The organism is Ornithinimicrobium cryptoxanthini, assembly GCF_023923205.1.
In the GTDB taxonomy this organism is placed as follows: Bacteria; Actinomycetota; Actinomycetes; order Actinomycetales; family Dermatophilaceae; genus Ornithinicoccus; species Ornithinicoccus cryptoxanthini.
In genome coordinates, this window is the sequence record NZ_CP099490.1 from 1,792,244 (window position 1) to 1,812,232 (window position 19,989).

Here is a 19,989-nt window from a genome sequence, read left to right on the forward strand (position 1 = left end):
CGGAGCAGACGATGCGGTGAGGGCAAGTCCTCACGGGCCCACCGTGGCGATCAGCACCGCCCTCCTGCAACATGCGAAGTGCAGAGGGGTGGAAGAAGGCTTAGCCTCCGCGGATGCGGCCGTCCGCGCTGCTCTCGTGCCGCGCCGAGAGCTGGTGGAGAAGGCAGCCGCTGACGTTGGGCCCCACTCGCGCCGAGGCAGGCGGGTCGCCGAGCTTGCTGTCGGACGGATCGAGTCGGTGGGGGAGTCGCGCATGCGGTTCGTCTGCATCGTGGGCGGGATTGAGGTCGTTCCGCAGGCCACGATCAGGGACGAACAAGGAACTTTTGTGGCACGCGTGGACTTCCTGGTCAGGGGGACCAACGTGGTGCTTGAGTTCGACGGCAGGGTGAAGTATGCGGATGCCACGGGCCGAGCGCTCTGGGACGAGAAGCGACGAGAGGACAGGTTGCGGGCGCTCGGGTATGTCGTGGTGCGGGTCATCTGGACCGACCTGGCTGACCCCATGGCCGTGGTGGTCAGGATCCGGGAGGCGATGGTGTGTGGGACCAGCTCCCAGCCGGCTCCCGCACGCGCCACGCCCGCGCGGGGCACGTTCACCCAGCCCGAGAAGGTGTCCCCCGACCCGGGGTAACTTGTCGGGTCGCGACCCACCTTGTCGGGTTTAGGCCCACCGTGTCGGGTCGACTGACCGTCCGGCGGGGCCACGGCAGGAGAGCGCCACGGTTTAGGATCGCGGCATGGTCGAACTGGAGCACGGGGACGACTTCGCGGGCGTGCCTGACGGCTTTGAGCGACTGTGGACGCCGCACCGCATGGCTTATGTCCAGGGCGCGCGGCCCACCGAGCACGCGGGGGAGGGCTGCCCGTTCTGCGCGGCGCCGGACAAGGACGATGCCGAGGGGCTGATCGTGCACCGCGGCGCGAACTGCTATGTCGTGCTCAACCTCTTCCCCTACAACCCGGGGCACGTGCTGATCTGCCCCTACCGCCATGTCCCGCTCTACACCGACCTGACCGACGCCGAGACGGCCGAGTTCACGGCGCTGACCAAGTCGGCCATCGAGACCCTGCGCCGTGCGTCGGCCCCCGGCGGCTTCAACATCGGCATGAACCAGGGCGAGGTCGCGGGTGCCGGCGTTGCCGCCCACCTGCACCAGCACATCGTGCCGCGCTGGGCTGGCGACATGAACTTCCTGCCCGTGATCGGTCAGACCAAGGCGCTGCCGAGCCTGTTGGAGGACACCCGGCAGGCGCTGGTGGCGGCCTGGGGGCAACCGCCCGCCTGAGCCCAGCAACAAGTCGTCAGCCAAAACCCTTAACGCCGGCTCCATCCTCCGCTAGATTGGGTGATCCTCGGGGCCGCGTGCCAGGACTGCCTCACAGGGCAGGACTTAGGACGCGGACCACCTCACGTCAGCGTCGACGAACAGGACACACATGGCTACCGTCAGGGCGGCAATCACCCAGACCACCTGGACCGGTGACAAGGACTCGATGCTGGACAAGCACGAGCAGTTCGCCCGGGATGCCGCCGCGGGGGGCGCGCAGGTCATCTGTTTCCAGGAGCTGTTCTACGGCCCCTACTTCGGCATCACCCAGGACGCGAAGTACTACCGGTACGCCGAGCCGTCCGACGGCCCAATCGTCCGGCGCTTCGCCGACCTGGCCAAAGAGCTCGGCTTGGTCTCGATCCTGCCGATCTATGAGGAGGAGCAGACCGGCGTCTACTACAACACGACGGTCGTGGTCGACGCCGACGGCAGCGTCCTCGGAAAATACCGCAAACACCACCTCCCGCACCTGGACAAGTTCTGGGAGAAGTTCTACTTCCGGCCGGGCAACCTGGGCTACCCAGTGTTTGACACCGCCGTCGGCAAGGTCGGGACCTACATCTGCTACGACCGGCACTTCCCGGAGGGGTGGCGCGAGCTCGGTCTGAACGGCGCACACCTGGTCTTCAACCCCAATGCCACCAAACCGGGGCTGAGCAACCGGCTGTGGGAGGTCGAGGGGCCGTGCGCGGCTGTGGCCAACGGCTACTTCGTGCTGCAGCCCAACCGGGTCGGGCGGGAGGACAACGAGTATGGCGAGGAGGCCGTCACCTTCTACGGCACCAGTCAGGTGATCGACCCCCGCGGCAACTTCGTCGGGGAGCGCGGCTCGTCGGAGTCTGAGGAGGTGCTCATCCGCGACCTGGACCTGGACATGGTCCAGCAGATGCGCGACGACTGGCAGTTCTATCGTGATCGCCGCCCGGACTCCTACACCCGCATCGCCCAGCCCTGAGGAGCAGTGATGGCAACCACCCTGATCAGCGGCGGCACCGTCGTCTCATCCACCGGTCGCACCGAGGCCGACGTCCTCGTGGACGGCGAGAAGATCGTCGCCGTCCTCGCCCCAGGCTCCACGGTGCTCGGTCACGACCTGGCCGCCGGTGCGGACACCGTGATCGACGCCACCGGCAAATACGTCATCCCCGGCGGCATCGACGCGCACACCCACATGCAGATGCCGTTCGGTGGCACGGAGGCCTCCGACACCTTCGAGACCGGCACCCGGGCGGCAGCCTGGGGCGGCACCACGACGATCATCGACTTCGCGATCCAGCGCTACGGCGAGCGCGTCGAGGAGGGGCTGGCCGCCTGGCACGACAAGGCGAGCGGCAACTGCGCCGTCGACTACGGCTTCCACCAGATCATCGGTGGGGTCGACGAGTTCTCCCTCAAGGCGATGGAGACTCTGGTCGACGAGGGGATCAGCAGCTACAAGCTGTTCATGGCCTATCCCGGCGTCTTCTACAGCGACGACGCGCAGATCCTGCAGGCGATGCAGAAGGCCGCCGACCTCGGTCTGCTGACGATGATGCACGCGGAGAACGGCCCGGCGATCGACGTCCTGGCCGAGCAGCTCTACAACCAGGGCAAGACCTCGCCCTACTACCACGGCATCGCGCGGGCCTGGCAGATGGAGGAGGAGGCGACGCACCGCGCGATCATGCTGGCGGACGTCACCGAGGCTCCGCTGTATGTCGTGCACGTGAGCGCCAAGCAGGCGGTCGAGCAGCTGGCCGCGGCCCGGGGCAGAGGTCGCAACGTGTTCGGCGAGACCTGTCCGCAGTACCTTTACCTCTCCCTCGAGGAGCAGCTGGGAGCCCCCGGGTTCGAGGGCGCCAAGTGGGTCTGCTCCACGCCACTGCGCTCGCGCGCCGAGGGGCACCAGGAGGCCATGTGGCAGGGGCTGCGGACCAACGACCTGCAGATGGTCTCCACCGATCACTGTCCGTTCTGCATGAAGGACCAGAAGGAGCTGGGCCGCGGCGACTTCCGGGCGATCCCCAACGGCATCGGGTCGGTCGAGCACCGGATGAACCTGATGTATCAAGGTGTCGTCACCGGGGAGATCAGCCTGGAACGCTGGGTCGAGCTCACCTCGACCACGCCGGCCCGGATGTTCGGCCTCTACGGCGCCAAGGGCCTCATCGCACCGGGGGCGGACGCCGACATCGTCATCTATGACCCCAAGGGCCACACCTCGATCGGGCTGGAGAAGACGCACCACATGAACATGGACTACGCCGCCTGGGAGGGCTTCGAGATCGACGGCCACGTCGACACGGTGCTCTCGCGCGGTCGCGTCCTCGTCGACGGTGGGAGCTACCACGGGTCCGCCGGCCACGGGCGCTACCTGCGGCGCGGCCTCAGTCAGTACCTGGTCTGAGGAGGCACCCGTGGACTTCGGAGCCGTCTTCCAGACCGACCCGCCCTCCAGCCGCGTCGTCCAGCTCGCTCAGCTGGCCGAGCACCACGGCTTCGGCCACGTGTGGACGTTCGACAGCCACCTGCTGTGGCAGGAGCCCTATGTGATCCACTCGGCGATCCTGGCCGCGACCCGCAAGGTCACGGTGGGACCGTTCGTCACCAACCCGGCCACGCGTGACTGGACGGTCACCGCGAGCGTGTTCGCCACGCTGAACGAGATGTATGGCAACCGCACCATCTGCGGGATCGGCCGGGGGGACTCCGCCGTCCGGGTCACCAACGGGGCGCCCTCCACGCTGAAGACCCTGCGGGAGAGCGTGGAGGTGATCCGGGAGCTCGGCAACTCACGTGCGGTCGACTACCGCGGCTCGACACTGCGCTTCCCGTGGTCCACCGGCTCCTCCCTGGAGGTGTGGGTTGCGGCCTACGGCCCCAAGGCCCTGGAGCTGACCGGCCAGGTCGCCGACGGCTACATCCTCCAGCTGGCCGACGTCGACATCGCGCGGTGGATGATCCAGGCGGTGCGGGACGCGGCGGACAACGCCGGCCGGGACCCCATGTCGGTCAAGATCTGTGTGTCCGCGCCGGCGTATGTCGGACCGGACGTGGCGCACCAGCGTGAGCAGAGTCGGTGGTTCGGCGGCATGGTGGGCAACCACATCGCCGACATCGTGGACCGTTACGGCAGTGCCGGAGCGGTGCCTCAGGCACTCACCGACTTCGTCGCGGGACGCACCGGCTATGACTACAACACTCACGGGCGGTCCGGCAACGACCACGTCGACTTTGTGTCCGACGAGATCGTCGACCGGTTCTGCGTGCTGGGGACGGCCCAGGACCACATCGACAAGCTCACGGCGCTGAAGGAGCTGGGAGTCGACCAGTTCGCGGCCTATGTCATGCACGACAGCAAGGAAGAGACGCTGCGGCAGTATGGCGAGATCGTGATCCCGGCTCTCCACGAGCACGTGCTGGCCAGGGGCTGACACACTCCGGTCCAGAACGTCAGTACCCTTGGGCACGCCATGCTGAACAAGTACGCGCGCTCTTTCGCCACCGTCGTCTTCACCCCTCTCGCACGCCTCCTGCTGCGACTCGGGGTGAGCCCAGACGCCGTGACGCTCCTGGGAGTCCTCGGCGTGACCTTCGGCGCGCTCTGGTTCTATCCCCGCGGTGAGCTCTGGTGGGGCTCCTGGTTCATCGCCGTCTTTGCCATCACCGATCTGATCGATGGCACGATGGCTCGCACGTCCGGACGCACGACGTCGTGGGGGGCGTTCCTGGACTCGACCCTGGACCGGATCGGTGACGGCGCGGTCTTTGGTGGACTCATCCTCTATTTCACCGGCCTCGGCGACCACGACCTCAACGCGGCTCTCGCGCTGGTGTGCCTGATCCTCGGCTTCGTCACCAGCTATGCCAAGGCCCGCGCCGAGGGCCTCGGCTACACCTGTGACGTCGGCATCGCCGAGCGCGCCGACCGGCTCACCGTCGTCCTGGCGACCACCGCCTTCGTCGGGCTCTTCCTGCCCATGTGGGTGCTCACGGTCGTGCTCGCCCTGCTGGCCGTCGCCAGCGCGGTGACCGTGCTCCAGCGCATCCTCACCGTCCGGGCACAGGCCCTGGCCACGACGGCAGGGGGATGAGTATGCCGATCCGCGAGCAGGTGCAGGTCGGCGCCTACCGGTGGGGCTGGGCGGCCGTCCGCAAGCTGCCGGCCCCCGTGGCCTACCGCCTCTTCGACAGGATCGCCGACGGCATGTTCCGCCGAGGCGGCAAGGGCGTGGAGCGGATGCGGTCGAACTACGCACGAGTCCGCCCCGAGCTCGACCCCGAGGAGCTCGAGGCACTGGTCCACGCGGGGCTGCGCTCCTACCTGCGCTACTGGTGCGACTCCTTCCGGCTGCCGGACCGCTCTGCCACCGAGCTGGCCGCCACGGTGCGCGTCGTCGGCGACGGACCGCCGCGCGCTGCACTCGACAGCGGTCAGGGTGTCGTGGCCTTCCTCGGGCACCTGGGCAACTGGGACACCGTCGGGGCGTGGGCCACCCACCACCTGGCCAGGGTGACGACGGTCGCCGAGCGGCTGAAGCCCGAGGAGGTCTTCGACCAGTTCGTGGCCTACCGCGAGGCGCTCGGCATGACCATCCTGCCGCTGACCGGTGACACGCCCCCGTTCCCGACCCTGGTCCGCACGGTGCACGCCGGCGGACTGGTGCCGCTCCTCGCCGATCGCGACCTGACCGCGTCCGGGATCGAGGTCACGCTGTGCGGGCACGCTGCGCGCATGGCTGGTGGTCCTGCCGCGCTCGCCCTGGCCACCGGTGCCCCTCTGCACCCGGTGACCGTCACCTACGAGCCGCTCCCGGAGGCCGAGGCTCCCGCAGAGTCGCGCACGCTCGCCGACCGGGCCAGAGGGGCACTGCCACGTCGGCGCCGACCGGACCCCTCCGCATACCGCGTGGTGCTGACGTTCGGGCCGGCCGTGCCCGTGCCGACGGGCGGGACCCGGGCCGAGCAGATCACCGAGCTGACCCAGGCCTGTGCCGACTACCTCGGAGAGACCCTGCGCGAGCACACGGAGGACTGGCACATGATGCAGCGCGTCTTCGTCGCGGACGGGATCCGCTGATGCGCATCGGTCTGGTCTGTCCCTACTCCTTCGACGTCCCCGGCGGGGTCCAGCTGCACATCCGTGACCTGGCGGACTACCTCATCGACCGGGGGCACGAGGTCTCCGTCCTGGCCCCTGCCGAGGAGGACACCGAGCTGCCGTCGTATGTCGTGAGCGCAGGTCGGGCGGTCCCGGTCCGTTACAACGGCTCGGTCGCCCGCCTCGCCTTCGGCCCGATCGTGGCCAACCGGGTGCAGGCCTGGCTCGACAAGCACGACTTCGATCTCCTGCACCTGCATGAGCCGGCGGCGCCGAGCCTGTCGCTGCTGGCGCTCTGGGCGGCCGAGGTGCCCGTGGTGGCGACGTTCCACAGCTCGCAGACCCGGTCGGTGGCGCTGCGCGCGGCCCAGCCGATGCTGCAGCCGGGGCTGGACAAGATCTCGGCCCGCATCGCCGTGTCGGAGTCTGCGCACCGCACCATGGCCGCCCATGTCGGTGGCAGCACGGTGGTCGTCCCCAACGGGGTCTATGTCCAGCGCTTCTGCACCGGCACCGATGTCGTCCCGGACCCTGGGGCCGCCCGCGTGGTCTTCCTCGGTCGGTTCGACGAACCCCGCAAGGGGCTGCCCGTGCTGCTGGCGGCGCTGCCGCTGGTGCGGGCGCAGGTCCCCGACCTCGAGGTGCTGGTCGCAGGGCCCGGAGACATCAGCGAGGTCCAGGAGACCCTGTCCGGCCAGGTGGCTGACTGTGTGCGCTTTCTCGGTCTGGTCAGCGAGGAGGAGAAGGTCGAGCTGCTGGCCGGTGCCAACGCCTACATCGCGCCCAACACCGGTGGCGAGAGCTTTGGCATCATCCTCGTCGAGGCGATGAGCGCGGGAGCGCCCGTGATCGCCAGCGAGCTGGAGGCGTTCACCGCGGTGCTCGGCGACCAGGGCGCTGGCCGGGTCTTCCCCGTCGGCGACCACCGGGCACTGGCGGCCGAGATGGTCCGGGTCCTGGAGGACCCGGTCGAGCAGGAGCGGCTCCGCGCGGCGGCCCGGGTGCGGGCGTTGGCGTTTGACTGGTCCCGCGTCGGGGCGCGGATCGAGGCGGTCTATGACTCGGTCGCGGTCGAGCGCGAGCGTGCTGCTGGCGACTCGGTCGGCAAGCACCGAGAGGCTGCGGAGACCCGTGCGTGGACCGCCCCGATCGCGGCCGCGGTGTCGACGCCCCGGGCCGTCGTGAACCGACGGGTGTCACGGCCCCTGCGCAGGTGGCTGGACCGATGATCAGCGACTGGGGACCGTTGGAGTTCGCCATCATCGGCGCCGTGCTCCTGGCGCTCCTGCTGGCCGTGGGGTGGTATCTCTCCTACACGGCGGTGCGGATCGACCGGCTGCACCACCGCGTGATCGGCACCGCTGCGGCTCTGGACGCCCAGCTGGTGCGCCGCGCCGAGGCTGCCCTGGAGGTCGCCTACGTCGCAGGCATCGACCCCGCCTCGGCCACGCTGCTGGCCGCGGCGTCGGCCCAGGCGCTGGACCACGACGAGCCCTGGAGCCAGGAGCGTCTGGACGCGGAGTCGCAGCTGACCGAGGTCATCCGGCTCACCGAGTCGCCGACGGGCGAGCACCTCGTCGAGGTCGCGGAGCTGCTGACCCGGTTGCAGGGCGCGGGGGAGCGGGTCAAGCTGGCCCGCCGCTTCCACAACGAGGCGGTCAGTGAGACGCGTCAGGTCCGTGGGCACCGGTTGGTGCGGGCCCTGCGGCTGGCCGGGAGCGCCCGGGTGCCGCTGCCGATCAACTTCGACGACGACTGGCCGCGCGAGGCCTGAGCCCCGGGCTGGTGCGGTGCCACGCGCCTGGGACCGTAGACTGGACAGCCGACCCCCACGACCACGTGGGACGACTGCCCCGGCGGCGTCCCGCACCCGTGACCCCGGCAGTATGCCGAGCACCAGTTCGCCCGGAAGGCACCAGCAGATGAGCACCCCAGAGAGCAATGCGGCTTCGAGCGCGACCCCCGGTCAGCAGGCCGGCACCACCCGAGTCAAGCGCGGCATGGCCGACATGCTCAAGGGTGGCGTCATCATGGACGTCGTCACGGCCGACCAGGCCAAGATCGCCGAGGACGCCGGCGCGGTGGCCGTCATGGCCCTAGAGCGGGTCCCGGCGGACATCCGCGCGCAGGGCGGCGTCTCCCGGATGAGTGACCCGGACATGATCGACAGCATCATCGAGGCCGTCTCCATCCCGGTGATGGCCAAGGCCCGGATCGGCCACTTCGTGGAGGCCCAGGTCCTGCAGAGCCTTGGGGTGGACTACATCGACGAGTCCGAGGTGCTCACCCCTGCGGACTACGCCAACCACATCGACAAGTGGGCCTTCACGGTGCCGTTCGTCTGTGGTGCGACCAACCTGGGTGAGGCACTGCGCCGGATCACCGAGGGCGCGGCGATGATCCGCTCCAAGGGCGAGGCCGGCACCGGTGACGTGTCCAACGCGACCACCCACATGCGCGAGATCCGGCAGGCGATCCGACGGCTGCAGAGCCTGCCCGAGGACGAGCTTTTTGTCGCAGCCAAGGAGCTGCAGGCACCCTATGACCTGGTCGCCGAGGTCGCCCGCACCGGCAAGCTGCCCGTCGTGCTCTTCACCGCCGGCGGGATCGCCACCCCCGCCGACGCCGCGATGATGATGCAGCTCGGTGCCGAAGGTGTCTTCGTCGGATCCGGCATCTTCAAGGCCGGCAACCCCGAGGCCCGGGCCGAGGCGATCGTCAAGGCCACCACCTTCCACGACGACCCCGACATGATCGCCAAGGTCTCGCGCGGGCTGGGTGAGGCCATGGTCGGCATCAACGTCGAGGAGATCCCGCAGCCGCACCGGCTGGCCGAGCGCGGCTGGTGACACGGCATACCTCTGCCCCTCTGATCGGGGTCCTGGCCGTCCAGGGCGACGTGGTCGAGCACGTCCGCGCGCTGACCCTGGCCGGTGCTCAAGCGGTCCCTGTGCGCCGTCCCGCCGAACTGGCGACGGTTGATGGCCTCGTCATCCCCGGCGGCGAGTCGAGCACGATCGACCGGCTGATCCGCATCTTCGAGCTGGATGCGCCCCTGCGCGCCCGGCTGGCCGACGGGATGCCCGCCTTCGGGTCCTGCGCCGGGATGATCCTGCTGTCCGGTCAGATCCTGGACGGGCACCGCGACCAGCGCTGTCTCGGCGCACTGGACATCTCCACGCGGCGCAACGCCTTCGGCCGACAGGTGGACTCCTTTGAGGTGGACCTGCCGGTCACCGGGCTGGCGGAGCCCTTCCGGGCCGTCTTCATCCGGGCCCCCTGGGTGGAGCGCGTGGGTGAGGACGTCGAGGTGCTGGCACGGGTCGAACGTGAGGGCAGCGAGCATGTGGTGGCCGTGCGCCAGGGCAGGGTGCTGGCCACCTCCTTCCACCCCGAGATGACCGACGACCCGAGGATCCACGCGCTGTTCGTGGAGATGGTGCGGGAGGCGGGTAGCATCGACAGCCGAGCAAACACCAGAGCAACCGCACGCGCGACAAGCAAGGATGACTGATGGCAGGGCATTCCAAGTGGGCGACGACCAAGCACAAGAAGGCGATCACTGACGCCAAGCGCGGCAAGCTCTTTGCCAAGCTGATCAAGAACATCGAGGTGGCCGCACGCACCGGCGGCGGCGACCCGGCGGGCAACCCGACGCTGTTCGACGCCATCCAGAAGGCCAAGAAGACCTCGGTCCCCAACGACAACATCGACCGCGCCGTCAAGCGCGGCTCGGGCGCGGAGGCCGGCGGTGCCAGCTATGAGGCGCTCGTCTATGAGGGCTATGCCCCCGGCGGTGTCGCGCTCTATATCGAGTGTCTGACCGACAACAAGAACCGTGCCGTCATGGAGGTCCGCACCGCGCTGACGCGCAACGGCGGGACCATGGCGGACAGCGGGTCGGTCGCCTACCTCTTCGAGCGCAGGGGTCAGGTCGTCGTCCCCAAGACCCAGGAGGACGGCGAGACCAGCGAGGACGCCCTGCTCGAGGTCGTGCTGGAAGCCGGTGCAGACGAGATCTCGGACCTGGGGGACTCCTTCGAGGTGACCTCCGAGGCCACCGACGTGGTGGCCGTGCGCACGGCGCTGCAGGAGGCTGGGTTGGACTACGACTCGGCCGAGGTGACTTTTGTGCCGAGCATGCAGGTGCCCCTCGACGTCAACGGTGCACGCAAGATGATCCGCGTGGTCGACGCGCTGGAGGACTGCGACGACGTGCAGAACGTCTTTTCCAACGCTGACATCTCCGACGAGGTCCTCGCCGAGCTCGACGCCGACGACTGACGCTGGCCAGGCTGCACGGCGAGTCCTGCGCCGGACTGTCCGTGCGGTGTCGTAGCGTGGTTCGCGAACAGGTGTTCGGACCGGGCCGCGAGGTGGCCGCAGGTCCGGCGCCGCGGAGGAGGGCTGGACAGGTGCGTGTCCTTGGCGTGGACCCTGGGCTGACCCGTTGCGGCCTGGGCGTCGTGGAGTCCGACGGAGGCCGCCGGGTGCGGATGGTCGCCGTGGGTGTCGTCCGCACGCCCGTGGGTGATGATCCCCAGGAGCGCCTGCTGACGCTGCAGACAGAGATCGACGAGTGGTTGGCCGAGCACCGCCCGGACGCCGTCGCGGTCGAGCGGGTCTTTGCCAAGGCCAACATCAAGGGGATCATGGGCACGGCGCAGGCGTCTGCCGTGCCGATGCTGGCCGCCGCCAGGCTCGGCCTGCCGCTCGCGCTGCACACGCCCACGGAGGTCAAGGCTGCCGTGACGGGCAACGGGCGTGCCGACAAGGCGCAGGTCACCCTGATGATCACCCGCATCCTCGGACTCGACACCCCGCCCAGGCCGGCCGATGCCGCCGACGCCCTCGCGCTGGCGGTGTGCCACCTGTGGCGCGGCCAGGCCGACGCACGTCTGCAGGACGCGGCCCAGGGCAACGCGCTGCAACGTGCCGCGGGCGAGGCTGCGCGCTCCGGCAGGCCGCGCAACCGGCTAGAGGAGCTGCACGCCGCGCACCCGGGCCGCCGCAGGAGTGGGGCCCCTGCAGTCAAGGCCACCGCCGTCAAGGCCACCGCAGTCAAGGCCACCGCCGTGCGAAGGAGCGCCCAGTGATCGCGTCTGTCCGGGGCACCGTGCTGCACGTCGGTCTCGACCATGTCGTCGTCGAGGTCGGCGGTGTCGGCCTGCAGGTCCGCACCACGCCGGCCACCGCTGCCGGTTGCACCACGGGTCGCGAGGTCACCCTGGCTACCACGCTGGTGGTGCGCGAGGAGTCCCTGACGCTCTATGGCTTCGACAGCAGCGAGGCCCGGGGCCTGTTCGAGCAGGTCCAGACCGTCTCCGGGGTGGGGCCGCGGCTGGCGATGGCGATGCTGTCCGTCCATCCGCCCGAGCAGGTGCGCCAGGCCATCGCCGGCGGTGACCTGGTGGCGCTGACCAAGGTGCCCGGCATCGGCAAGAAGGGCGCCGAGCGCATCGTCCTCGAGCTCAAGGACAAGATCCTGGCCATGGGCGTCGAGCCCTCCCTCGGCGCGACCCCCAGCTCCGGTGCAGCAGACGCGACCAGCAACCAGGTCCAGGCCGCGCTGGTCGGCCTCGGCTGGAGCGCCAAGCAGGCTGACGACGCGGTCGCGAGGGTCGCCACCAGCGGCGCCCCCACCCAGGTGTCCGAGTTCCTGCGGGCCGCGCTGCGGGAGCTGGGCCGGTGAGCCTGCATGATCAGGCTGGCCAGGGCGAGGGCTGGGCGCTGTCCGCCGATGGCCCCGACCGTGCCGGTGACGGCTCCGTCGACGCCACCGCCCGCGTGGTTGACGGAGCCGCCGCCACGGACGAGGAGCGGCAGGTCGAGGCCGCACTGCGGCCCCGCCGGCTCGCGGAGTTCCCCGGCCAGCAGAGGGTGCGTGACCAGCTCGGCCTCGTGCTGGAGGCCGCGCGTCGCAGGCAGGCCCCACCGGACCACGTGCTGCTCTCGGGCCCGCCTGGCCTTGGCAAGACCACCCTGGCAATGATCATCTCGGCCGAGCTCGAACAACCGATGCGGATCACCAGCGGGCCGGCCATCCAGCATGCCGGCGACCTGGCCGCGGTGCTGTCCTCGCTCGTCGAGGGCGAGGTCCTCTTCGTCGACGAGATCCACCGGATGGCCCGGCCCGCCGAGGAGCTGCTCTATCTGGCGATGGAGGACTTCCGGGTCGACGTCATCGTCGGCAAGGGACCCGGGGCCACCGCCATCCCGCTGGAGCTGCCACCGTTCACGGTGGTGGGCGCCACCACCCGCGCCGGCCTGCTCCCGGCACCGTTGCGGGACCGGTTCGGCTTCACCGGGCACCTCGACTACTACTCGACCGAGGACCTCCAGCGGATCCTGGTCCGCAGCGCCGGGCTGCTGGAGATCGAGGCCACCCGCGACGGCATCTATGAGATCGCCTCACGCTCCCGAGGCACCCCGCGGATCGCCAACCGGCTGCTGCGACGGGTCCGGGACTGGGCCCAGGTGCACGGCCAGCACATCGTGGACCATGAGGCGGCCCTCGCGGCACTCGAGCTGTTCGACGTCGACCAGCAGGGTCTGGACCGGCTCGACCGTGCCGTCCTCGAGGCGCTGTGCAAGAGGTTCGGCGGGGGACCGGTCGGTCTGGGCACCCTGGCCGTCGCTGTCGGTGAGGAGCCGGACACGGTCGAGACCGTGGCCGAGCCCTACCTCGTGCGGGAGGGTTACATCGTCCGCACCCCGCGCGGCCGGTCGGCCTCGCGCACCGCCTGGGAGCACCTCGGGCTGACGCCACCCCACCCGGGCGTCGCCCAGGACCAGCTGCCGATCGGGGAGCAGCCCGGTCGTCTCGACCACTGAACGGGTCGCCATACCACCACGGCCGGGTCGTCTGCACACGTGCCCACGCGAGACGTTGCCAGCCGTCGGCAGGCCCCCGAGGGCGGTCGTCGTGCCGGTGCCCCGACCACATCTGGGGCAGAGGTGACCGAACCGTGATCTGCCGCGCGGGGTGTGGTGTTGGGCGGACCCAGACTCGTCACCTAGACTGCCGCGAGTGTCCACCGGGAGGACCGACAGCGGTCACGGTGCCGGGACACCCTCAGACAGACGTTTGTTAGGAACTCTTTGATGTCGCCAATGGCCTCGGCCGCTAACTCGGGTGGGAGTGGGTTCACCTCGAGCCTGCTCCTGCTGTTGCCGCTCCTCCTGATCGCCTACATCGTCTGGTCTCAGCGACGTCGGCAGAAGAAGATGCAGGAGCTGCAGGCCGACCTGCAGGTCGGGGCCCGCGTGATGACCACGACCGGCCTCTATGGCACGATCGCCCAGCTCGACGAGTCCACCGTGATGCTCGAGGCCGCGCCAGGCGTCGTCCTCCAGTGGGACCGCCGCGCCGTCGTGCCGGCCCCCGGTGACCAGCCGCCGCACGTGCAGCCGGGCGCCGACGAGGCCGGGACAGTCTGATGGCGCGCAACCCGCGCAACCGTCACTCTCGCAACACGCTCCTGGCTCTGCTGGCGATCATCGTCCTGCTCTTCACCGGGATCGGCGCCGCCAGCATGTGGGGCACTCCGAAAGGGCAGTGGACTCCGCTGCTGGGGCTTGACCTGGCCGGCGGTCGGCAGGTGGTCATCGAGCCGATCGTCGAAGGCGGGGCGAGCGTCAGCGGTGAGCAGCTCGACCAGGCCATCGACATCATCCGCCGGCGCGTGGACGGCAGCGGCGTGGCCGAGGCCGAGGTCTCACGCCTGGGCTCCAACATCCAGGTGGCCATCCCCGGTTCACCGACGGCCTCCCAGCTCGAGGCGTTGAGCAGGTCCTCCCAGCTGCGCTTCCGCACCGTCCTGGTGGCGACCCCCGTGGCCACGCAGGCGCCCACCGAGCCGCCACGTGAGCTCCCGATGCCGGTCGGACCGGTCGAGGAGCCGACCGAGGCGCCGGAGCAGAGCACGGACCCCGCGACCGACGACACCGAGACCACCAACGCCGCCTATCCCGAGGGGTTGCTCGCCGACCAGCAGCAGGTCCTCCAGGCGGGCGGTCCGGTCCCGGTCCCGCAGAGCAACGACGGCGCCGAGGCGACAGAGTCACCGGCGCCGGGAGCTGACGACGACAGCGCGACCTCAGACGGCCCCGAGGCCCCTGACGTCACGGACGGCCCCGTGCCGACCAACGCCAGCGACCTGGCGTGGGTCACCCCCGAGCTGCAGGCCCAGTTCATCGACTATGACTGCTCCGACGCCGACAACCAGCGGGCTGCGGCCACCACACCGATGGCCGAGGCGATGGTGGCCTGCAACGTGGACGGCACCGAAAAATACATTCTCGGCCCCTCCGAGCTCAGCGGCGCCGAGCTGACCGATGCCAGCTCCGGCCTCCAGGTCGGTGCGGGAGGCCAGCCCACCGGCCGCGTGGAGGTGCGACTGCAGTTCAACGACGAGGGCACGACCGCCTTCCGCGAGATCACCACCCGGCTCTTCGGTTTCGGGCAGAACACCACGCAGAACCGGTTTGCGATCGTCCTGGACGGACAGGTCATCTCCGCCCCGGGTGTCAACACCCCGATCAACGACGGTGTCGCCACCATCTCGGGTGGCTTCACCAACGACAGCGCCAAGGAGCTGGCCAACCAGCTGAAGTTCGGCGCGCTGCCGATGAGCTTCGACGTGCAGACCTCCGAGCAGCTGAGCCCTCAGCTCGGCGGTGAGCAGCTGCGGTTGGGCATCATCGCCGGAGCGATCGGCATGGTGCTGGTCTTCATCTACTCGCTGTTCCAGTACAGGGCGCTGGGGCTGGTGACGATCGCCTCACTGATCATCGCCGGTGTCATGGCCTACGGCGCGGTGACGCTCCTGGGGTGGACCAGCAACTTCCGGCTCACCATGGCCGGGGTGACTGGTCTGATCGTGGCCATCGGTGTCACTGCCGACAGCTTCATCGTCTATTTCGAACGCATCAGGGACGAGGTCCGCACCGGCCGACCGCTCAGGTATGCCGTGGACACCGGCTGGAAGCGGGCCCGCCGCACCATCCTGATCTCCGACTTCGTCAACCTGATCGCCGCCGGCGTGCTCTACTTCCTGTCCGAGTCCGGTGTCAAGGCCTTCGCCTTCGCGCTCGGACTGAGCACCGTGATCGACCTGTTGGTCGTGGTCATGTTCACCCACCCCGTGGTCAGCATGCTCGCCAACACCAAGTTCTTCGGTGAGGGCCACAAGTGGTCGGGGATGGACCCCGAGCACCTGGGCGCGCGCCGTTCGACCTATCTGGGACGTGGACAGTTCGCCATGCCTGAACCGGAACGGACCGGCCCGACCCGCGAACAGACCGAGGGAGGCATCGTCTGATGTTCAGCTTCGCAAAGTTTGGCAACGACCTCTTCTCCGGCAGGCGCTCCTTCAACATCGTGGGGCGGCGCAACCTGTGGTACACCATCGCGGCCGTGCTGCTGCTGGTCTCCCTCTTCGGAATCCTGGTCAAGGGACTCAACTTTGGCATCGAGTTCCGCGGTGGCACCGAGCTGCGGGTGCCCGGCGTCAGCAACATGCAGGACTACGAGACCAGGGCTGAGACCACGCTGCGTGAGCAGGCCCCGGACCTGCCCGAGGTCTCCGTCACCCAGATCGGTGACAGCACGGTGCGCCTGCAGACCGGTGAGCTCACGGTCGACGAGTCGAACAGTGCGATCACCTCGCTGGCCGACGAGTTCGGCGTCAACCCCGACAACGTCACCAGCTCGTTCGTGGGACCGTCCTGGGGCGACACGGTCACCACCAAGGCGATCCAGGCGCTGGTGGCCTTCCTGGCTCTGGTGACCGTCGTGCTCGCGCTCTACTTCCGCACCTGGAAGATGGCCCTGGCCGCCATGATCGCGCTGCTGCACGACGTGGCGTTCACCGTCGGGATCTATGCCCTCCTCGGCATCGAGATCTCGCCCGCCTCGATGATCGGCTTCCTCACGATCCTCGGCTACTCGATCTATGACACCATCGTCGTCTTCGACAAGGTGCGGGAGAACACCGAGTACGCCCTGGAGTCGAAGCGCACCACCTATGCCCACGCGGCCAACCTGGCGGTCAACCAGACCCTGGTGCGGTCCATCAACACCTCGGTGGTGGCACTGCTGCCGGTCGCCGCGATCCTCTTCTTCGGCGTCGCGTTCATCGGCCCGGGGACCCTGCTCGACCTCTCGGTCGCGTTGTTCGTCGGGATGGCGGTCGGCACCTACTCCTCGATCTTCATCGCCACGCCCCTGTTGGTGCACCTGCGCCAAGGGGAGGCGGAGGTCAAGGCCCTTGACGCCAAGATCGCCAAGCGCGCCGACCGGGTGGCCGGCAAGGTGGACTACTCCGCGCCCCCAGGCATGGAGGCCATCGACAACAACGCCCCTCCCGGGATGGAGGCCATCGACGCCACCTCCCGCTCAGGTGGGGTCGACCTGCTGACCGAGCCGGATGAGGACCTGCCGGAGGCACCGGAGGCATCGGGCGCCGCCACCAAAGCGCCGACCGGGACCACGCCCGCCCCCGACGTGCACCCACGAGCGCGGACTGTGCACCCGCGCGCCCGCGGCCCGCGCAACCAGCCGAAGCGGCCGCCGAGGTCGAAGCGCTGAGCACGGCGCACGGCATACTCACGCTATGACCCCAGACCAGCGTCCCGTCGACGGTGACGGTCCCGATCCACACCTGGCCCGGGACGTCGCGGCCAGCCTGCGCGCGATCCCGGACTTCCCCGAGCCGGGGGTGCTCTTCAAGGACTTCACCCCGCTCCTGCTCGACGTCGACCTGCGCAACCGGGTCAGCACAGATGTGGTGCGTCGTTATGACGGCGCTGCCGACCTTGTGATCGGCATCGAGGCACGCGGTTTCATCCTGGGGTCGGTCATCGCCGACCGGCTCGGTGCGGGCTTCGTCCCGGTCCGCAAGGAGGGCAAGCTGCCCTCGCAGACACACTCGGTGTCCTACTCGCTCGAATACGGCTCGGCGACCGTCGAGGTGCACACCGACGCGATCCAGGCGGGCCAGCGCGTGCTGATCGTCGACGACGTGCTGGCGACCGGCGGGACGGCTGCCGCCGCCGTGGAGCTGGTCCGACGCTGCGGCGGCGAGGTCGTGGCCGTCGAGGTCGTCCTGGAGCTGGGCTTCCTGCGCGGCCGGGACAAGCTCGCGGGAACGCGCGTCAACGCCCTGCTAACCGACTAGACCCAGGGACGCGGGGTCGGCGCGAGGTGCGCGCGGGCGAAGTCGCCGGCTCGTTCGGCCTACAATCACGTCATGAGTGAGGACCTCCCGCAGACCTCCTCCCACACCAGCCAGGGCGTGCGGGCTCGCCTGGCCAGACTGGGAGGGACCCGCGCCGGGTCGAACCCGGTGCTGGAGCCGTTGCTGCGCGCCGTGAAGGCGACCCACCCCAAGGCCGACCTCGAGCTGATCGAGCGCGCCTACGACGTCGCCGAGCGCGCCCACCGGGGCCAGGAACGCAAGAGCGGCGACGCCTACATCACCCACCCCCTGGCGGTCGCCACCATCCTGGCCGAGCTGGGCATGACCCCCTCGACCCTGGCCGCGGCGCTGCTGCACGACACGGTCGAGGACACGGCATACTCCCTGACCCAGCTGCGCACGGAGTTCGGCGAGGAGATCGCCATGATGGTCGACGGGGTGACCAAGCTCGACAAGGTGCAGTATGGCGAGGCCGCCCAGGCGGAGACCGTCCGCAAGATGGTGGTCGCCATGGCGCGGGACATCCGCGTGCTGGTCATCAAGCTCGCCGACCGGCTGCACAACGCCCGCACCTGGCGTTATGTCTCGCCCGAGTCGGCCGCCCGCAAGGCCAACGAGACGCTGGAGATCTATGCGCCGCTGGCGCACCGGCTCGGCATGAACACGATCAAGTGGGAGCTGGAGGACCTCTCCTTCGCCCAGCTCTATCCCAAGGTCTATGACGAGATCGTGCGGATGGTCGCCCAGCGCGCCCCGGCCCGGGAGGAGTACCTCGCGGCCGTGCGGCGCGACATCCAGAAGGACCTCAAGGAGGCCCGGGTCAAGGCCGTCGTCACCGGCCGCCCGAAGCACTACTACTCCGTCTATCAGAAGATGATCGTGCGCGGGCGGGACTTCGAGCAGATCTATGACCTGGTGGCCGTGCGGGTGCTCGTCGAGACGGTCCAGGACTGTTATGCAGTGCTCGGTGCGCTGCACGCGCGGTGGAACCCGGTCCCGGGCCGGTTCAAGGACTACATCGCGATGCCGAAGTTCAACATGTACCAGTCGCTGCACACCACCGTGATGGGCCCCGACGGCAAGCCCGTCGAGGTGCAGATCCGCACCCACCAGATGCACCGCCGGGCGGAGTATGGCGTGGCCGCCCACTGGAAATACAAGGAGGACGGCTCCAAGTCGCTCGGCTCCGACGGCGGACCGGCCCAGATGGAGGGCATGGAGTGGCTGCGCCAGCTCCTCGACTGGCAGAAGGAAACCGCGGACCCGGGTGAGTTCCTGGAGTCCCTGCGCTTTGAGATCAGCGGTGCCGAGGTCTATGTCTTCACCCCTGGTGGTGACGTCATGGCGCTGCCGTCCGGCGCGACCCCGGTCGACTTCGCCTATGCGGTCCACACCGAGGTCGGCCACCACTGCGTCGGGGGTCGGGTCAACGGCAAGCTGGTGGCCCTGGACAGCTCCCTGAGCAACGGCGACGTGGTCGAGATCCTCACCAGCAAGGCGGCCGGGGCCGGCCCGAGCCGCGACTGGCTCAACTTCGTCAAGAGCCCGCGGGCCCGCAACAAGATCCGCCAGTGGTTCTCCAAGGAGCGCCGCGAGGAGATGATCGAGTCCGGCAAGGACCAGATCGCCAAGGTGCTGCGCAAGCAGAACCAGCCGCTGCAGCGGCTGATGTCGCACGAGACGCTGACGGCTGTCGCCAACGACCTGCGCTACACCTCGGTCGACGGGCTGTATGCCGCGGTGGGTGAGGGCCATGTCTCCGCAGCCCACGTGGTGAGCCAGCTGGTCGCCAACCTCGGCGGTGAGGACGGCGCCACCGAGGACCTGGCGGAGGCGACCCTGCCGAGCCGGGGCCGCAGCCGCACCCTGGACGCCGGTGTCACGGTGGTCGGCACGGATGATGTGTGGGTCAAGCTGGCCAAGTGCTGCACACCTGTCCCGGGTGACCCGATCATGGGGTTCGTCACCACCGGCAACGGGGTCTCGGTGCATCGCACCGACTGCACCAACGCCGAGTCGCTGCGGCGCTATCCCGAACGCATCATCGACGTGGCCTGGAGCCCGACCGAGACCAGTGTGTTCCTGGTGCAGCTGCAGGTGGAGGCCCTCGACCGAGCCGGCCTGCTCGCGGAGATGACCAAGGTGCTGACCGAGCAGCACGTCAACATCCTGGCTGCGTCGGTGCAGACCGGACGGGACCGGGTCGCCCTGTCGAAGTTCACCTTCGAGATGGCCGACCCGAGCCACCTCGAGTCAGTGGTCCGCGCGGTGCGGCGCGTCAGCGGCGTCCTGGACGCCTATCGGATCACCGGCACCGCCCAGACCGACCCGCACCGCCGGCACCGCACGGCCTGAGCCCCCTGGCGCCTGAGGG

The 19,989-nt window shown here is 69.3% G+C and carries 20 protein-coding genes; all 20 read left to right on the forward strand.

Translation table 11 applies throughout. From position 1 onward, the window contains the following. Positions 1–88 precede the first annotated feature (88 nt). The 20 genes from NF557_RS08220 to NF557_RS08315 all read left to right on the forward strand — a co-directional run bounded on the left by NF557_RS08220 (position 89) and on the right by NF557_RS08315 (position 19,970). Positions 89–634, forward strand: coding sequence for a hypothetical protein (locus NF557_RS08220; protein ID WP_252623617.1), 546 nt, complete (start codon positions 89–91; stop codon positions 632–634). A gap of 106 nt (positions 635–740) precedes the next feature. Further along, a complete protein-coding gene (locus NF557_RS08225; RefSeq protein ID WP_252623619.1) occupies positions 741–1,289 on the forward strand; it encodes an HIT family protein in 549 nt (182 codons plus the stop codon). Between the two features lie 151 nt (positions 1,290–1,440). Next, a complete protein-coding gene (locus NF557_RS08230; RefSeq protein WP_252623622.1) occupies positions 1,441–2,289 on the forward strand; it encodes a nitrilase-related carbon-nitrogen hydrolase in 849 nt (282 codons plus the stop codon). Between the two features lie 9 nt (positions 2,290–2,298). Further along, positions 2,299–3,720 carry a dihydropyrimidinase gene (gene hydA, locus NF557_RS08235; protein ID WP_252623625.1) on the forward strand — a complete coding sequence of 474 codons (1,422 nt, stop codon included), beginning with the start codon at positions 2,299–2,301 and terminating at the stop codon, positions 3,718–3,720. Positions 3,721–3,730: 10 nt separating this feature from the next. Then, positions 3,731–4,747: a TIGR03842 family LLM class F420-dependent oxidoreductase gene (locus NF557_RS08240; RefSeq protein ID WP_252623629.1), complete on the forward strand. Its 1,017-nt coding sequence runs from the start codon at positions 3,731–3,733 to the stop codon at positions 4,745–4,747. Between the two features lie 39 nt (positions 4,748–4,786). Beyond that, a complete protein-coding gene (gene pgsA / locus NF557_RS08245) occupies positions 4,787–5,407 on the forward strand; it encodes a phosphatidylinositol phosphate synthase (protein ID WP_252623631.1) in 621 nt (206 codons plus the stop codon). A gap of 2 nt (positions 5,408–5,409) precedes the next feature. Continuing rightward, the gene (locus tag NF557_RS08250; RefSeq protein ID WP_252623633.1) at positions 5,410–6,393 is read left to right on the forward strand and encodes a phosphatidylinositol mannoside acyltransferase; all 984 of its coding nucleotides are present in this window, start codon (positions 5,410–5,412) and stop codon (positions 6,391–6,393) included. After that, positions 6,393–7,643 carry a glycosyltransferase family 4 protein gene (locus tag NF557_RS08255; protein WP_252623634.1) on the forward strand — a complete coding sequence of 417 codons (1,251 nt, stop codon included), beginning with the start codon at positions 6,393–6,395 and terminating at the stop codon, positions 7,641–7,643. The genes NF557_RS08250 and NF557_RS08255 overlap by 1 nt, the downstream gene beginning before the upstream one ends. Next, entirely contained in the window at positions 7,640–8,188 is a 549-nt protein-coding gene (locus NF557_RS08260) for a hypothetical protein (RefSeq protein WP_252623636.1), read from the forward strand. The genes NF557_RS08255 and NF557_RS08260 overlap by 4 nt, the downstream gene beginning before the upstream one ends. 148 nt (positions 8,189–8,336) lie before the next feature. Further along, positions 8,337–9,263, forward strand: a complete 927-nt coding sequence (pdxS, locus tag NF557_RS08265; protein WP_252623638.1) for a pyridoxal 5'-phosphate synthase lyase subunit PdxS — start codon at positions 8,337–8,339, stop codon at positions 9,261–9,263. Then, on the forward strand, positions 9,260–9,928 hold the full coding sequence (gene pdxT / locus NF557_RS08270) for a pyridoxal 5'-phosphate synthase glutaminase subunit PdxT (RefSeq protein WP_252623640.1): 669 nt from the start codon (positions 9,260–9,262) through the stop codon (positions 9,926–9,928). The genes pdxS and pdxT overlap by 4 nt, the downstream gene beginning before the upstream one ends. Beyond that, the gene (locus NF557_RS08275) at positions 9,928–10,698 is read left to right on the forward strand and encodes a YebC/PmpR family DNA-binding transcriptional regulator (RefSeq protein WP_252623642.1); all 771 of its coding nucleotides are present in this window, start codon (positions 9,928–9,930) and stop codon (positions 10,696–10,698) included. The genes pdxT and NF557_RS08275 overlap by 1 nt, the downstream gene beginning before the upstream one ends. Positions 10,699–10,829: 131 nt before the next feature. After that, entirely contained in the window at positions 10,830–11,510 is a 681-nt protein-coding gene (gene ruvC, locus NF557_RS08280; RefSeq protein ID WP_252623644.1) for a crossover junction endodeoxyribonuclease RuvC, read from the forward strand. After that, positions 11,507–12,106, forward strand: a complete 600-nt coding sequence (gene ruvA / locus NF557_RS08285; RefSeq protein ID WP_252623656.1) for a Holliday junction branch migration protein RuvA — start codon at positions 11,507–11,509, stop codon at positions 12,104–12,106. Before ruvC ends, ruvA begins: the two co-directional genes overlap by 4 nt. A gap of 38 nt (positions 12,107–12,144) precedes the next feature. Next, positions 12,145–13,248, forward strand: a complete 1,104-nt coding sequence (ruvB, locus tag NF557_RS08290) for a Holliday junction branch migration DNA helicase RuvB (protein WP_252624024.1) — start codon at positions 12,145–12,147, stop codon at positions 13,246–13,248. A gap of 270 nt (positions 13,249–13,518) precedes the next feature. Then, on the forward strand, positions 13,519–13,854 hold the full coding sequence (gene yajC / locus NF557_RS08295) for a preprotein translocase subunit YajC (RefSeq protein WP_252623667.1): 336 nt from the start codon (positions 13,519–13,521) through the stop codon (positions 13,852–13,854). Next, positions 13,854–15,737, forward strand: coding sequence for a protein translocase subunit SecD (secD, locus tag NF557_RS08300; protein WP_252623670.1), 1,884 nt, complete (start codon positions 13,854–13,856; stop codon positions 15,735–15,737). Before yajC ends, secD begins: the two co-directional genes overlap by 1 nt. Beyond that, the gene (gene secF, locus NF557_RS08305) at positions 15,737–17,005 is read left to right on the forward strand and encodes a protein translocase subunit SecF (protein WP_252623673.1); all 1,269 of its coding nucleotides are present in this window, start codon (positions 15,737–15,739) and stop codon (positions 17,003–17,005) included. The genes secD and secF overlap by 1 nt, the downstream gene beginning before the upstream one ends. A gap of 25 nt (positions 17,006–17,030) precedes the next feature. Continuing rightward, positions 17,031–17,594: an adenine phosphoribosyltransferase gene (locus NF557_RS08310; protein ID WP_252623676.1), complete on the forward strand. Its 564-nt coding sequence runs from the start codon at positions 17,031–17,033 to the stop codon at positions 17,592–17,594. A 72-nt stretch (positions 17,595–17,666) separates the two neighbouring features. After that, the gene (locus tag NF557_RS08315; RefSeq protein WP_252623677.1) at positions 17,667–19,970 is read left to right on the forward strand and encodes a RelA/SpoT family protein; all 2,304 of its coding nucleotides are present in this window, start codon (positions 17,667–17,669) and stop codon (positions 19,968–19,970) included. Positions 19,971–19,989 lie beyond the last annotated feature (19 nt).